The organism is bacterium (genome assembly GCA_028820935.1).
Taxonomy (GTDB): Bacteria; Actinomycetota; Acidimicrobiia; order Spongiisociales; family Spongiisociaceae; genus Spongiisocius.
In genome coordinates this window covers 151,978-166,410 of sequence record JAPPHZ010000045.1, presented here as the reverse complement: position 1 = coordinate 166,410, position 14,433 = coordinate 151,978, and the positions used below count along the sequence as shown (strand labels likewise).

Genomic DNA, 14,433 nt, shown 5'->3' with positions numbered 1-14,433 from the left:
GAGGTTTGTCCGAGTTGCCGACCACCCACGTAGGCAGGCGGTCCGGGGGTGACAGCGGCGTGACGGTGCGCGTCCAGGTGACATCCTCTGACGACCCGAGAGCGGGCCGGATCGTGGAGGGTGCTCGCCTCCTGGGAGTGACCGGCTTGGTGGCCTGTCGGGTCAGCAGGGTCCACTACCTGCAGGGAGACCTGTCCGCGACCGACATCGACCGGCTGTGCCGCGAGGTCCTGGTGGACCCGGTGGTGGACGAGCTGGTGGTGGGCTCCCCGGCGCCCACGCCCCACCCGGCGGTGGAGGTGGCGCCGCGGCCGGGCGTCACGGATACCGAGGCGCGGGAGCTGGAGCGGGCCGCGGCCGCCCTGGGCCTGCCCGCGGTGCGGGCTTCCACCGCCCGCCGGTACGAACTGATCGGCGACCTCGACAGGGCCGCCGTTTCGGCCGTAAGCAGGCGGTTGCTGGCCAACGACACCATCGAGCAGTATTCGCTCGGTTCCATACCGCCCTCCTTCGACACCCCGGCCACGGCGGGCGCCCGCGTCGACTCTGTCGGGCTGTCCGGTCTGGCGGACGCGGATCTCATGAGTCTCAGCCGGGAACGCCTCTTGTCGCTGGATCTGGCCGAGATGCAGGCCATCCAGGAACACTTCGGGAGCGAGGGAAGGGATCCGACCGACGCCGAGTTGGAGACGCTCGCCCAGACCTGGTCGGAGCACTGCATGCACAAGACCTTCCGGGCTCGTGTCCGCCTGGAGCACACCGGAGCGGACGGCTCCGTCAGGGTCGCTCGCTACGACGGAATGCTGGCCGCGCTGCGGACGGTCACGGAAGAGCTCGCTGCTCCCTGGCTCCGGTCGGCATTCGACGACAACGCCGGCATCGTCGCGTTCGACACCGACTTCGACCTCGCCTTCAAGGTTGAGACCCACAACCATCCATCGGCACTTGAACCTTTCGGGGGCGCCAACACGGGCATTGGCGGGGTGGTTCGAGACGTGATGGGGGTGTCGGCGCGGCCCATCGCCTGCACCAACGTCCTCTGCTTCGGTCCGCCCGATCTGGTAGACCGGGACCTGCCGTCCGGCGTCCTCCATCCCCGCAGGGTCCGCGACGGAGTGGTGGCCGGAATCGGCGACTACGGCAACAAGCTGGGCCTTCCCACCGTCAACGGCGCGGTGCTCTACGACGAGGGATACATCGCCAATCCGCTCGTCTACTGCGGGGCGTTGGGCCTGCTGCCGTCCGGATCGCATCCCACCGATCCGGGAGTCGGTGACCGGATCATCGCCATCGGGGGCCGGACCGGCCGGGACGGCATCCACGGCGCCACCTTTTCCTCCGCCGGGATGGACGAGGCGACCGCCGAGCAGGCCGGGACGGTGGTGCAGATCGGCGATCCGATCACCGAGAAGGGCTGCATCGAGGTGGTCGAGGAGGCTCGCGACCTCCGCCTCTACAACGCCATCACCGACTGCGGCGCGGGCGGGTTCTCCTCGGCGGTGGGCGAGATGGGCGAGCACCTCGGCGCCGAGGTGGACATGGCGGGAGCACCGCTGAAGTACGAGGGCCTGGAACCCTGGGAGATCTGGCTGTCCGAGGCCCAGGAGCGCATGGTGCTGGCGGTGCCGGGGGATGAGGTCGAGACCCTTCGCCGCATTTGTGGCCGTCACGACGTGGAGATGACCGATCTCGGGTCGTTCACCGGCACCGGACGCCTGGTGGTGCGTTACGCCGACACCCCGGTGGTCGATCTCCCCATGGATTTCCTTCACGGAGGTGTCCCGAGGCGGGAGATGGTCGGGCGCTGGGCCGACCCGACACCGGAGCCCGTGCGAGTGCCCGATGCCGACCCGGCCAGGCTCGTCCTCGACCTCCTGTCCCATCCGACCGTAGCCTCGAAGGAGGCCATCGTCCGCACCTACGACCACGAGGTCCGGGGAGGAACCGTCGGCCGGCCGTTCGTCGGCGTCCGGGCCGACGGTCCGGGGGACGGTGCGGTCCTCAAACCCCTGGGCACCTGGGGCCATGACATGGCCGTGGCGCTGGCCGTGGGCATCAACCCGCGTATCGGGCGCCTCGACCCCTGGGCGATGGCCATGCACGCCATCGACGAGGCGGTACGCAATCTCGTGGCGGTAGGGGCCGATCCGGGACGGGTCGCCCTGCTCGACAACTTCTGCTGGGGGGATCCCACCAAGCCGGACCGGCTCGGATCGCTGGTGAGGGCGGTGGAGGGATGCCTGGAAGGGGCGCGCCGCTACCGCATGCCCTTCATCTCGGGCAAGGACAGCCTGTTCAACGAGTTCGCCGGGGAGGCGATCCCCGGCACGCTGCTCATCTCGGCCCTGGGGCTGGTTCCCGACCTGCACCGGACGATCGGCAGCGCCCTCACCAGCGCCGGCCACGATCTCTGGCTGGTGGGGGAGCCCTCGGAGCGGCTCGGAGGCTCGCTCGTGGACGAGCTGCTGGGCATCGGCGACCGGCGGGTCCCGCCGGCGGTGGAGGATCCCCTGCAGCGCTACCTGGCGGTGCACCGGCTGATCGCCGAGGGAAGCGTCACCGCCGCCCACGACGTGAGCGACGGCGGCGTCGCGGCGGCTGTCGCCGAGATGGCCGTCGGCGGTCGGCTCGGGGTGGAGGTGACCGTCCCGGCGCCGGGACCGAGCGTCGTGGTCGCGCTCACCAACGAAGCGCCGGGACGGTTGCTACTGGAGTCGCCCCGGTCCCGGCGCGACCACATGGCGGCCAGGCTGGGTTCGCTCGGGCGCCGTATCGGTGCGGTGACCGCCGCGCCTTCCATCCGCATAGGTGTGACCGGGCCGGCGGCCGGCCACAAGCCGGTTACGATCGACCTCGATGCGGCGGTGCGAGCCTTCACCGGACGAGGACCAGCCCCGGACGGACGGTCTCCAAGGGAGGAGATCCTATGAGAACAGCCCGAAGGAGTTTGCCGTAGCCGCGCCGCCGGTCCTCATCCTCCATTCCCCGGGGACTAATCGCGATGCGGAGGCCGCTCTGGCTGTGAAGCTGGCGGGAGGAGACCCGAGCATCGTCTCCATGAACGATCTCCGTGCGGGAGTGGTGTCGATATCCGGCTTCGCCGCCCTGGTGCTTCCCGGCGGGTTCTCCTACGGCGACGCCCTGGGCGCCGGTGCCCGCCTGGCTCTCGAGCTCCGGACGTGGCTGTACGAGGAACTGGCCGGCGCTGTCCGGTCGGGGCGGCCCGTACTGGGAATCTGCAACGGGTTCCAAGCGCTACTCAAGTCCGGCCTCCTGGTGGAACCGGGAACGCCGAGGCAGGTGACGCTCACCGACAACGCCAACGGGCGTTTCGAGTGTCGCTGGGTGAACCTGCGTGTCGAGCCCGGTTGCCGGTCCGGCTGGCTGAGCGCCATCGAGGGCGCCCTGATCCGTTGCCCGGTGGCCCATGGTGAGGGCCGGGTGGCCGTGACCGACCCCGAGGTCGTCAGGATCCTGGAGGATGAGGGGCTGGTCGCCTTCCGCTACCTGTCGGAGGACAGCCACGCGGGAACGGATCAGGTGGCGGGCGGGCGCTACCCGGCCAACCCCAACGGGTCGGTGGGCGACATCGCCGGCCTCTGCGACCCGACCGGGACGGCGGTCGGGCTGATGCCGCATCCGGAGGACCACGTGGTCGATTGGCAGCGACCGGGCGGCCCGCCCGGCGGCCTGGGCCTGGCCATCTTCGAGGCGTTCGTCGATGCGGCGCGGTAAGGTGCCCGGCCCCGACCTCGGCCCGGCGATGGCCCGCCCGTTCACCGGGATCGATCCCGCCTCCGTGGACGACATCGGTCCGGTCGTGCGGGGCAAGGTGCGCGACGTGGTGGATCTGGGTGATCACCTGGCGCTGATCGCCACCGACCGGCTGTCCGCGTTCGACCGGGTGCTGGGGACGGTCCCGTACCGCGGCCAGGTGCTCACCCAGCTGTCGGCCTGGTGGTTCGGCCGCATCGCCGACCTGGTTCCCACCCACATGGTCGCGACGCCGGATCCCAACGTGATGATCGCCCGCAGGTGCCGGACCCTCCCGGTGGAGGTGGTGGTCCGGAGCCGCCTCACCGGCAGCACCGGCACCTCGCTGTGGACCATGTACGCGGCCGGCGCCCGCCACGCCTACGGCATCCGCCTCCCGGACGGGCTGCGGAAGAACGACCCGCTGCCCCGGCCGATCATCACCCCCACCACCAAGGGGGCGGCGGGCGCCCACGACAGGCCGATCACCGAGCGCGACATCGTGGAGGATGGCCTGGTGGAGACGGGGATCTGGGAGGAGGTACGGAGCGTGGCGCTGGCCGTGTTCGAGCGGGGCCGGCAGGCGGCCGAGGCGGCCGGGCTGGCGCTGGTCGACACCAAGTACGAGTTCGGGCTCGACCCGGACGGCGGCGTGGTCATCATCGACGAGGTGCACACGCCCGACTCGTCGCGCTTCTGGCGGAGCGCCACCGTCGAGGAGCGCCGCGCCGCCGGCGCCGAGCCCGAGAACCTGGACAAGGAACTGGTGCGCCTCGACTACGCCGCGCAGGGTTTCACCGGAGACGGCGACCCGCCGCCCCTCGACGGCGATCTCGCCGCCAGAGCCGCCCGGGCGTATCTGGAGGTCTTCGAGGCGCTGACCGGCCGGCCGCTGGCGCCGGCGCCCTACCCGGTAGCACCGCGAGCCGTCGCGGCGCTGCGCGCCTACCATTGTCCATGACCGCACCCCCTGACGGCCGCGCCGCGAGCGAGAGGGGTAGGACAGCAGCGTGACCAATCGACCACTCGTCGGGGTCATCATGGGAAGCGAGTCCGACTGGCCCACCATGCGCCGCGCCGCGGAGGTGCTCGAGAACTTCGGCGTCCCGCACGAGTGCCGGGTCGTCTCGGCGCACCGAACGCCTGACCTGATGGTGAGCTATGCCGAATCGGCCGCCGGGCGGGGGCTCCAGGCCATCATCGCCGGCGCGGGCGGCGCCGCCCACCTCCCGGGAATGGTGGCCGGGCACACCATCGTCCCGGTCATCGGCGTACCGATCATGAGCAGGGCCCTGAAGGGCATGGACTCGCTCCTGTCGATCGTCCAGATGCCCGCCGGGGTGCCCGTGGCCACCATGGCGATCGGGGAGGCGGGGGCCACCAACGCCGGCCTCTACGCGGTGGCCGTCCTGGCCCGCAGCGATCCGCAACTGGCGGAGCGGCTCACCGCCTACCGCGCCGGGCGAGCCGCGGAGGTGGCCGCGAGCGAGCTCGAGCTGTGATGGAGTCCGCATTGGCGCCGGGCGCCACCGTCGGCATCGTGGGGGGCGGGCAGCTCGGGAGGATGCTGTCCTTCGAGGCGCACCGTCTCGGCTACCGCACGGCCGTGCTGACCGGAGGGGCCAAGGACACGCCGGGAGGGCGGGTGGCCGATGTCGAGGTGGCGGCCGGCTATGACGATGACCTGGCCCTGCAGCGCTTCGTCGATCGATGCGATGTCATCACCTGGGAGTTCGAGAACGTGGAGGTGGGTCTGCTGGAGGAGTTGGCCACCCGGTCGGGCGTACCAGTGCGGCCCGCCGGGCGGGTCATCGCGGCCGCCCAGGACCGCGGTCGCGAGCGGCGCGCCCTGATGGCGGCGGGTGCGCCGGTGGCGGGTTTTCGAGAGGTCGCCACGGCGGCCGAGCTGGTCCGGGCCGTGGAGGCGCTCGGTCCGCCGGTGATCGCCAAGCGGGCCCGGTTCGGGTACGACGGCCGCGGCCAGGTGCGGCTCGGCACCGTCGATGAGGACGAGGCGCGCCGGGTGGTCGGAGCGCTCGACGGCGAGCGCCTGGTGGTCGAGGAGGTGGTTCCCTTCGATGCCGAGATCTCGGTCATCGTCGCCCGCGGTCTCGACGGCGAGGTGGCCCATCACGGCGTCATGGAGAACGTCCACGTCAACCGCATCCTCGACACGACCGTCACCCCTCCCTTGTCGGTACCTCCCGCCGTGGCCACCGCGGCGCTGGACCTCGCCATGACGATCGCGCGTCACCTCGATCTGGTCGGAGTACTGTGCGTGGAGATGTTCGTGACGGGTGAGGATCTGGTCGTCAACGAGATCGCGCCCCGGCCCCACAACAGCGGCCACTGCACCATCGAGGCCGCCCCGACCAGCCAGTTCGCCCGCCAGCTGCGGGCCATATGCGGTCTGCCCCTCGGTGACGGGGCCTGCCGTCCGGCGGCCATGGTGCAACTTCTCGGTGACCTGTGGGGCGACGGAGCCACCCCGCCCGACTGGCCTGCTGCGCTGGCCGACCCCGGCGTCCACCTCCACCTCTACGGCAAGGACGAGGTGCGGCCCGGCCGCAAGATGGGCCATATCACGTGTACGGACACCTCGGCCGACCGCGCCCTCGAGCGGGCTCTGGCGGCCCGGCGAAGACTCGGGAGCGGGTCATGACTCCCGCCGCCGACCGGGACAGCCCTCGCGAGCAGTGCGGGGTGATCGGCGTCTACGCGAGGGATCGGGAGGTGGCCAGGATCGCCTTTTTCGGACTCTTCGCCCTCCAACATCGGGGCCAGGAAGCCGCCGGGATCGCCACCTATGACGGCCGTTACGCCCATGTGCACAAGGGCGAGGGACTGGTCGGCTCGGTATTCAACGAAGACGTCCTCTCCGGTCTGAAGGGTGGTGCCGCCATCGGCCACACCCGCTACAGCACCACCGGTGGATCGACCCTGCGCAATGCCCAGCCCCAGGTCATCGAGACCATCGACGGCCCGCTGGCGGTGGCGCACAACGGCAACCTCGTCAACGCGCCCCGGCTGCGCCGGGAGCTGCTGGAAAGCGGCATCGGCCTGCAGACCTCCTCCGACACCGAGTTGATGTTGCACCTCCTCGCGACGTCCCAAGGCAGCCGGCTGGACCGGATCCGCTCGCTCATGCAGAGGGCCGAGGGCGCCTACTCGCTGGCGATCCTCACCCGTGACGCCGTCTACGGAGTGCGGGACCCCTGGGGATTCCGTCCGCTGGTGATCGGGGAGATCGAGGGCGGCTACATCCTGGCTTCGGAGACCTGCGCCTTCTCCACCACGAGGGCCGACTTCGTGGCGGAGCTGCAGCCGGGTGAGATCGCCCGCATCGACGCCCGCGGGCTCCACATCAGCCCGGGCGGGCCGCCGCCACCACCCCGCGCCTTCTGCACCTTCGAGCACATCTACTTCTCCCGGCCCGACACCGTGCACGACGGGAAGCTGGTGCACAGCGTCCGCCAGCGTCTCGGCCGCCAGCTGGCCCGCGAAGCCCCGGTGGACGCCGACCTGGTCCTGTCGGTTCCCGACTCGGGCACGCCCCACGCGGTCGGGTTCGCCCAGGAAGCGAACCTGCCGTACACCGAGGGGCTGATCAAGAACCGTTACGTGGGCAGGACCTTTATCGAGCCGACCCAGGATCTGCGCGACGCCGGGGTCGCCATGAAGTTCAACCCGCTTCGCGACAACCTCGCCGGCCGACGGATCGTGATGGTGGACGACTCGATCGTGCGGGGAACGACCGGCGGGCAGCTGGTTCGCATGCTGCGCGACGCCGGAGCCGCGGAGGTACACGTCCGGGTGGCCTGTCCGCCGATCACCCATCCCTGCTACATGGGGATAGACATGGCCACACCTGAGGAGTTGGTCGCCTCGCGCATGTCGGTGGCCGAGATGCGCGAGGAGATCGGCGCCGACTCGCTCGCCTTCCTGTCGCTCGAAGGCCTCATGCAGGCGTTGGACGCCGAGGACGGCTTCTGCAACGCGTGCTTCACCGGGAAGTACCCCTTCCAGCCGGAGCGCTACGTCCAGCTGCGGTTCGGCGTCAAGGATCGGTTCGCCTCCGTGTGGGGGGAGTGAGCTCGTGACCGCGGTGCTCGTGGTGGGTAGCGGCGGCCGCGAGCACGCCATCTGCCGCTCCCTGGCCCGATCCGCCCGGGTTGATCGGATCCTGGTGGCGCCCGGCAACGCCGGCACCGGCCAGGAGGAGCGTTGCGAGAACGTGGCGGTGGGCGCCGAAGACGTGGCCGCCCTGGTCGCCCTTGCCGAGCGCGAGTCGGTCGATCTGGTGGCGGTCGGCCCCGAGGCGCCGCTGGCCGCAGGCCTGGCCGATGCGCTGGAGGCGGTCGGCATCCCCGCCTTCGGACCCGGCGCGGCCGGCGCCCGGCTCGAGGCCTCCAAGGCCTACTGCAAGACTTTCCTCGACGCGCTGGGGATTCCGACCGGTGCCTCGGCCGCCTTCCGCGAGGCCGCTCCGGCCCTGGCATATCTCGAGCAGCTTCCCTCGGTCCCCGTCATCAAGGCGAGCGGGCTGGCCGTAGGCAAGGGCGTGGTGGTGGCCGAGACCCGTGGCGAGGCGGCAGCGGCCATCCGCGCCATGCTGGTGGACGGGCGGTTCGGGGAAGCAGGCCGTGAGGTGGTGGTCGAGGAACGCCTGCGGGGCGTCGAGGTGTCGGTGCTCGCGTTCTGCGACGGGGCCGACTTCGCCGTGATGCCGGCGGCCCAGGACCACAAGAGGCTGCTCGACGGCGATGCCGGGCCGAACACCGGCGGGATGGGCGCCTTCGTCCCGTCGCCCGTTGCCACCGCCGAACTGCTGGCCGGAGTGGGCGACCGGTTCATCCGCCCCACCCTCGAAGCCCTCGGCGAGGCCGGCACGCCCTACCGGGGCGTCATCTACTTCGGGCTGATGCTCACCGCCGCCGGCCCCAAGGTGCTCGAGATCAACTGCCGCCTGGGCGATCCGGAGACGCAGGCCGTCCTGCCGCTCCTGGAAGGGGACCTCTACGAGATCATGGCGGCCTGCGCCACCGGTTCGCTGGGAGGCCTGTCCGTAGGGTGGTCGCGGTCGGCGTGCACAACCGTGGTGATGGCATCCGCCGGATACCCGACCGCCGCGGCCCGGCCCGCGCCGATCAGCGGCCTCGACCGGGCGGCGGCCGAGGGATGCGTGGTGTTCCACGCCGGGACCGACCGCTCCGGCGGCGTGACCCGCGCCACCGGCGGCCGGGTGCTGGCCGTCACCGCCCTGGGAAGCACCCTGGAGAAGGCGACCGAGCGGGCCTACGCGGGGGTGGAGGCCATCTCCTTCGAGGGCGCCCACTACCGGCGGGACATCGGCCGCAGCTCACCGGCGGCCGCGGCCGGAGCGGCGCCGTCCCGGGCGGCGGCCGGGAGATGATCACCTATCGCGACTCCGGGGTCGACATAGACGCAGGCAACCGGACGGTCGACCTGCTGGCCGCGTCGGTCGCCTCCACCGCCACCGACGAAGTGCTGGCCGGCGGGGGCGGATTCGGCGGTATCTACGCGGCCGACCGGCTCGGACCCGGCAAGGTGCTGGTGGCCTCCACCGACGGGGTCGGGACGAAGGCCGAACTGGCAGGACGTTACGGGCGCTGGCATGACCTGGGGATCGACGTGGTGAACCACTGCGTCAACGACATCCTGGTGGTCGGCGCCGAGCCGTTGTTCTTCCTCGACTACATAGCCACGTCGCGGCTGGTCCCCGAAGTGGCGGCGGACATCGTGGCGGGCATCGCCGAGGCCTGCCGCGAGGCGGGCTGTGCCCTCCTGGGCGGCGAGACCGCGGAGATGCCGGGCGTATACCGGCCGGGCGCGGTGGACATCGCCGGAACGATCGTCGGGATGGCGGACCGCGACAACCTTTGGCCCCGTCTCGACGAGATCGGGGAGGGGGACCTGGTGTTCGGCCTGCCGAGCAGCGGACCCCACACCAACGGTTACTCGCTGGTCCGCCGCCTGCTCGACGGCCGGAAGCCGGCGCCGGACCTGCTCGACAGCCTGCTGGCGCCCCACCGCAGCTACCTACCGATCGTGCGCTCCCTGCAGGCCGGGGGCGTGGTCCCGAAGGCGCTGGCTCACATTACCGGCGGCGGGCTGGTCGACAACCTCCCCCGGGTCCTGCCCGCCGGCCTGGGCGCGGCCGTCGAGCTGGGATCGTGGGAGGTGCGAGAGCCCTTCGCCAGCCTGGTGGCCTGGAGCGGGATCGACGACGGCGAGGCCTTCCGGACCTGGAACATGGGTATCGGCATGGCGGTGGTGATCGACCGCGGTCTGGGCGGGCGCGCGGCCGAGCTGGGCTGCCTCGAGATCGGATCGGTCGTGCCCGCGTCGGATGGGGATGAGCGGGTGGTGTTCACCGGGTCGTGGCGGTGACCGCCCGGCTCGTGGTCCTGGCATCCGGATCGGGCACCAACCTCCAGGCGCTGATCGACGCCGTGGAGGCGGGCCGGCTTCGAGCCGAGCTGGCCAGGGTGATCGTCAACCGCAGTGGAGCGCCCGCCCGCCGGCGGGCCCGCCGGGCCGGTATCCCCGAGGAGTGCCGCCCGCTCGGGCCGTATCTCCGGAACGCCCCCGATCGCGCCGCGGCCCGCCGTCGCTACGACGCCGACCTGGCCGGAGCGGTGGAGGCCGGGCAACCCGACCTGGTCGTGCTGGCCGGATGGATGCACATCCTGTCGACGGCGTTCCTCGACCGGTTCCCGGAGCGGGTAATCAATCTCCATCCGGCGCTACCCGGGGCGTTTCCCGGCGCCAACGCCATCGAGGACACCTGGACGGCATACCGGGCCGGAGAGGTCGCCTCGGCGGGGGTGATGGTCCACTACGTGGTGGACGAGGGGGTGGACGACGGTCCGGTCATCGCCGACGAGGAGGTACCGATCCTTCCCGACGACTCGATCGACACCCTCGAAGAACGGATCCATCGGGTGGAGCACCGGCTGCTGGTCGACACGGTGGCGACCCTGCTGGAAGGGCGCCGGCCGGGCAGCACCCTTCCCTAGATGCGGGTCAGCATCCTGACGTCGACCCTGGTGATGTAGTCCTTGGGGTTGAACGACATCTCGTCGCGACGAGGATCGGCGTAGTAGCGCTTGTCGACTTCCTCGAAGGGTTCCTCGCCGTCGTGATGGACGATCCATACGTACTGGTAGGACTCTTCTACGACCCATGGGCCGCTACGCCGGAAGCCGTGGTCCAGCCGGATGGGTAGGAGCTCTTCGTCGACTTTTGCGGCGAACTCTTCCATCATTCCCGGCTTGATGTCATAGATGCGGAGCTGGGCGTTCATGCTCCCCATCGTACAGCACTGCTTCCGGTCCGTTCCGGGTGGTCGTGGTCGCGCGCCGGCGGAGCAGCCCTCAGGCGAGGATGCCGTAGCCTTCCTGCGTGGGCACCCGGTCCATGAGGCTTCTCATAGCCTCATGGACGGTCTCACCCTGGTAGAGGATCCTCCCCACCGCCTCGGCGATCGGCATTTCCACGCCGTGCCGGGCTGCGAGCTGGAGAACGGCCTCGGTGGTCCGCACCGCCTCGGCGACCGTCTTCATGCCCGTGGTGATCCCGCTGATCTCGCGTCCCTGACCCAACCGGTATCCCACCTGGTGGTTGCGGCTGCTCGGGCTCCCGCAGGTCGCCATGAGATCACCCACGCCGGCGAGACCCCCGAAGGTGAGTGCCTCACCACCGAGAACGACGCCGAGGCGGGTCATCTCCGCCAGGCCCCGCGTCGCCAGGCCGGCCATGGTGTTCATGCCGAATCCCATACCGAGCGACACCCCGGCCGCCAGGGCGATGACGTTCTTGGTAGCGCCGGCCACCTCCACCCCGATCAGGTCCGGGTTGGTGTACACCCGGAACCGGGGCGTGCCCAGGATGGACTGGATCTCTCTGCCAACCCACCGGTCGGGCATGGACAGGACCGTGGCGGCGGGCTGGCCCTGCATGATCTCTTCCGACAGGTTCGGGCCGGACAGGGCGCCCACCCGGCTCGGATCGTGACCGTCGAGCACGTCCAGGGTGACTTCCGACATGCGCAGGCCGGTGGAGACCTCGATGCCCTTGGCGAGGCTGATCACAGGTATGGAGGTCGGGATGATGCCGCTCGCCTTCTTCAGGACGTCCCGGTAGCCGTGGGATGGCACCGCGACCAGCACCGCGGCCGCTCCGTTTACAGCCCGGGTGAAGTCGGTGGTGGCTGTGATCCGGTAGGACAGGCGAACCCCGGGAAGGTATTCGGCGTTCTCCCTATCGGTGTTGATGGCCGTGGCCAGCTCGGTTCGCCTGGTCCACAACCCTACGGAGGCATTGGCGGAGGCGAGCTTCGCTATGGCCGTTCCCCAGGATCCGGCTCCGATCACCGCTAAGCGCATGACCGATAATCGTAGATGGTTCTCCACCCGGTTGACGGCGCCAGCACCTCCGAACTGGGGCATTTTGTGGGTACCCTCAACGGTTCATGACGAGCGCCGGCCTTCTCGGCTTTCCAAACGTCGGCAAGACCACGCTGTTCAACGCGTTGACCGGCCTGGAGGCGTTCACCGCGCCGCACCCCTACACCACCACCCAACCCAGGATCGGCACGGTCAGGATGCCGGACCGAGTCCTCGACCGGCTGGCGGCCTTGGAGGGATCCCGCAAGGTCACCCAGGCCGGTCTGGACCTGGTGGACCTTCCTGCGGTGCGCTCCGGTTCGATCCGGGGGCTCGGCGCCGGGCGGGAGCCGGACCTGCTCCTGGCGGTGCTGCGGGCTCACGACTCCGATGCTGTGCCGACCGACGAGCACGGAACCGATCCGGTCGGCCAGGCCGAAGACCTGCTGTTGGAAGTGGCCCTGTCGGACTTCGAGATGTTCGAACGCCGCAACGAGCGCCTCACGAAGGAGGCCGCCGCCGACCCGCGCCTGCGCCCGGTGGCCGAGGCGGTTACCCGGGCGGCCGAGCGGTTGGGGGAGGGGGTGCCGCTCCGGCGGGCGGACTGGTCGGATACCGAGGTCCGGGCGTTCCGCGACATGGCCCCGCTCAGCCTGCTGCCGTGCGTGTGGGTGGTCAATGTCGCCGAGGACGATGTCGGGAACGACAGGCTCGTCGAACAGGTTCGAGCGGTCGTGCCCTCCACCGATCAGGTGCTGGCGGTCTCGGCCCTCATCGAGGAGGAGGTGGCCGGCCTGGAGGCATCGCAGCGAGCCGAGGTCTACGAGGGTCTCGGCTTGGGGGAGGGCGCGCCGGCCAGGGTCGTGCGGGCTGTCCACGACGCTCTCCGGTTGGTCACCTTCTACACGGTCAACCGTCGAGAGTCCCGGGCGTGGACCGTTCCGGAGGGGACCCCGGCGCGGGAGGCGGCCGGCAAGATCCATTCCGACATGGAGAGAGGCTTCATCCGGGCCGAGATGGCCACCATCACGGACGTGATCGGATGCGGCGGATGGGCGAAGGCCAGGGCCGGCAGCGCGGTGCGGGTCGAGGGCAGGGACTACGAGGTCCGGGACGGGGACGTGATGATGGTGCGGTTCTCCGTATGAGGCGGGTCCCGTGGCTTCCGATCATGCTGGGACGGGCGCCGTTGAACCGTCCGATCCGTCCGTCCGTCACCAGCTTGTTGCTGCTGGCTCTCAGGGGCTACGCGATCGGGTCGGCCGATCTCGTCCCGGGAGTGTCGGGGGGGACGGTGGCCCTGGTCTCCGGCATCTACCCGCGCCTGGTGTCCGCCGTCTACGCCGGCGCCAGCTCGGCCGGGAGAGCTCTCAAGGGCGACTTGCGCGGCGCCCGCCGGGCGGCCGGAGGGGTCGACTGGTGGTTCCTCGCTCCGGTCGTGCTGGGCGCGGGTCTGGCGGTGGTCTCGCTGGCCCGGGTGGTGGAGGGCTTGCTACGGGACCATCCCGTCCGGACGGCCGCCGTCTTCTTCGGTCTCATCGCCGGTTCCGTCTGGGTGGCGTGGCGGATCATCCGCGAGCCCGGTGTCCGTCACGGCGTGGTGGCGGGGCTGGTCGGCATCGTATCGTTCATCCTGTTCGGGTTGCGGTCGTCGGTGATCACCGATCCGGGCTGGTATGTGTTCGTGGGCGCCGGCGCCCTCGCCATCTGCGCGTTCATCCTGCCCGGGGTGAGCGGATCGTTCATGTTGCTGGCGATAGGCATGTACCAGCACGTGCTGGCGATTGTCAACGACGCCCGCCTCGGTCATCTGGCGGCCTTCGCCATCGGAGCGGCCGTCGGCCTGGGCATCTTCTCCCGGTTCCTTCACCGGTTGCTGGACCGTCACCACGATCTGGTGGTGGCCGCCATGATCGGCCTGATGCTCGGCTCGTTCCGCATCCTCTGGCCGTGGCCCGTCGGGCTGGGCGACGAGACCGGCGCCGGCGCCACCACCCTGGGACCGCCCGGCCCGGACCTGGCCGTGCCGGTGGGATTGGCCGCCGCCGCTGCCCTCGTGGTGGTGGGTTTCAGCGCCTGGGTCCACCGGCGAGCCGGCTGACCCCAACGGCCGTCGAAGGACCGGATGCCGATCGGGACCTGAAACATTGCAAGTCGGTCGTCCTCACGGCCGCGGAGATCGAGGCCGGGGCTTTTCCATGTCATGGCGTTACGGGGTGACGCCCCACATCCCCGGCCCTGCCAGGCCACACACCCGAGGCCCGCCGGGTTA

Annotated in this window: 13 protein-coding genes; 11 read left to right on the top strand and 2 right to left on the bottom strand. The window is 70.7% G+C overall.

The features are described from left to right. The first annotated feature begins 14 nt into the window (after window positions 1–14). The 9 genes from purL (at window position 15) to purN (ending at window position 10,793) form a co-directional block, all read left to right on the top strand. Entirely contained in the window at window positions 15–2,930 is a 2,916-nt protein-coding gene (gene purL, locus OXM57_13820; GenBank protein ID MDE0353756.1) for a phosphoribosylformylglycinamidine synthase subunit PurL, read from the top strand. Window positions 2,931–2,973: 43 nt separating this feature from the next. Further along, window positions 2,974–3,735 (top strand): phosphoribosylformylglycinamidine synthase subunit PurQ, encoded by a 762-nt coding sequence (locus OXM57_13815; protein ID MDE0353755.1) that lies wholly within the window; start codon window positions 2,974–2,976, stop codon window positions 3,733–3,735. Next, window positions 3,722–4,714: a phosphoribosylaminoimidazolesuccinocarboxamide synthase gene (locus tag OXM57_13810; protein MDE0353754.1), complete on the top strand. Its 993-nt coding sequence runs from the start codon at window positions 3,722–3,724 to the stop codon at window positions 4,712–4,714. The genes OXM57_13815 and OXM57_13810 overlap by 14 nt, the downstream gene beginning before the upstream one ends. Before the next feature lie 79 nt (window positions 4,715–4,793). Continuing rightward, window positions 4,794–5,255, top strand: coding sequence for a 5-(carboxyamino)imidazole ribonucleotide mutase (gene purE / locus OXM57_13805; protein MDE0353753.1), 462 nt, complete (start codon window positions 4,794–4,796; stop codon window positions 5,253–5,255). Next, window positions 5,255–6,415 (top strand): 5-(carboxyamino)imidazole ribonucleotide synthase, encoded by a 1,161-nt coding sequence (locus OXM57_13800; GenBank protein MDE0353752.1) that lies wholly within the window; start codon window positions 5,255–5,257, stop codon window positions 6,413–6,415. The genes purE and OXM57_13800 overlap by 1 nt, the downstream gene beginning before the upstream one ends. Then, window positions 6,412–7,845, top strand: a complete 1,434-nt coding sequence (gene purF / locus OXM57_13795) for an amidophosphoribosyltransferase (protein ID MDE0353751.1) — start codon at window positions 6,412–6,414, stop codon at window positions 7,843–7,845. The genes OXM57_13800 and purF overlap by 4 nt, the downstream gene beginning before the upstream one ends. 4 nt (window positions 7,846–7,849) lie before the next feature. Next, window positions 7,850–9,166, top strand: a complete 1,317-nt coding sequence (gene purD / locus OXM57_13790; GenBank protein ID MDE0353750.1) for a phosphoribosylamine--glycine ligase — start codon at window positions 7,850–7,852, stop codon at window positions 9,164–9,166. Continuing rightward, the gene (gene purM / locus OXM57_13785) at window positions 9,163–10,164 is read left to right on the top strand and encodes a phosphoribosylformylglycinamidine cyclo-ligase (GenBank protein MDE0353749.1); all 1,002 of its coding nucleotides are present in this window, start codon (window positions 9,163–9,165) and stop codon (window positions 10,162–10,164) included. Before purD ends, purM begins: the two co-directional genes overlap by 4 nt. Then, window positions 10,161–10,793 (top strand): phosphoribosylglycinamide formyltransferase, encoded by a 633-nt coding sequence (gene purN / locus OXM57_13780; GenBank protein MDE0353748.1) that lies wholly within the window; start codon window positions 10,161–10,163, stop codon window positions 10,791–10,793. Before purM ends, purN begins: the two co-directional genes overlap by 4 nt. Here purN and OXM57_13775 read toward each other — a convergent pair. Beyond that, entirely contained in the window at window positions 10,790–11,080 is a 291-nt protein-coding gene (locus OXM57_13775) for an NIPSNAP family protein (protein MDE0353747.1), read from the bottom strand. The genes purN and OXM57_13775 overlap by 4 nt on opposite strands. 70 nt (window positions 11,081–11,150) lie before the next feature. Next, window positions 11,151–12,161, bottom strand: a complete 1,011-nt coding sequence (locus tag OXM57_13770; protein MDE0353746.1) for an NAD(P)-dependent glycerol-3-phosphate dehydrogenase — start codon at window positions 12,159–12,161, stop codon at window positions 11,151–11,153. Window positions 12,162–12,247: 86 nt separating this feature from the next. Between OXM57_13770 and OXM57_13765 the strand changes: the two genes are divergently transcribed. Together OXM57_13765 and OXM57_13760 are read left to right on the top strand one after the other, a co-directional pair. After that, complete coding sequence (locus OXM57_13765; protein ID MDE0353745.1) at window positions 12,248–13,309, top strand: DUF933 domain-containing protein; 1,062 nt, start codon at window positions 12,248–12,250, stop codon at window positions 13,307–13,309. Beyond that, entirely contained in the window at window positions 13,306–14,262 is a 957-nt protein-coding gene (locus OXM57_13760; GenBank protein ID MDE0353744.1) for a DUF368 domain-containing protein, read from the top strand. Before OXM57_13765 ends, OXM57_13760 begins: the two co-directional genes overlap by 4 nt. The last annotated feature ends 171 nt before the right edge of the window (window positions 14,263–14,433 follow it).

Coding starts and splice junctions, on each gene's coding strand:
- OXM57_13810 (MDE0353754.1), top strand. CDS start 3,722: ATGCGGCGCGGTAAGGTGCCCGGCCCCGACCTCGGCCCGGCGATGGCC.
- purE (MDE0353753.1), top strand. CDS start 4,794: ATGGGAAGCGAGTCCGACTGGCCCACCATGCGCCGCGCCGCGGAGGTG.
- OXM57_13800 (MDE0353752.1), top strand. CDS start 5,255: ATGGAGTCCGCATTGGCGCCGGGCGCCACCGTCGGCATCGTGGGGGGC.
- purF (MDE0353751.1), top strand. CDS start 6,412: ATGACTCCCGCCGCCGACCGGGACAGCCCTCGCGAGCAGTGCGGGGTG.
- purM (MDE0353749.1), top strand. CDS start 9,163: ATGATCACCTATCGCGACTCCGGGGTCGACATAGACGCAGGCAACCGG.
- OXM57_13775 (MDE0353747.1), bottom strand. CDS start 11,080: ATGAACGCCCAGCTCCGCATCTATGACATCAAGCCGGGAATGATGGAA.
- OXM57_13770 (MDE0353746.1), bottom strand. CDS start 12,161: ATGCGCTTAGCGGTGATCGGAGCCGGATCCTGGGGAACGGCCATAGCG.
- OXM57_13765 (MDE0353745.1), top strand. CDS start 12,248: ATGACGAGCGCCGGCCTTCTCGGCTTTCCAAACGTCGGCAAGACCACG.
- OXM57_13760 (MDE0353744.1), top strand. CDS start 13,306: ATGAGGCGGGTCCCGTGGCTTCCGATCATGCTGGGACGGGCGCCGTTG.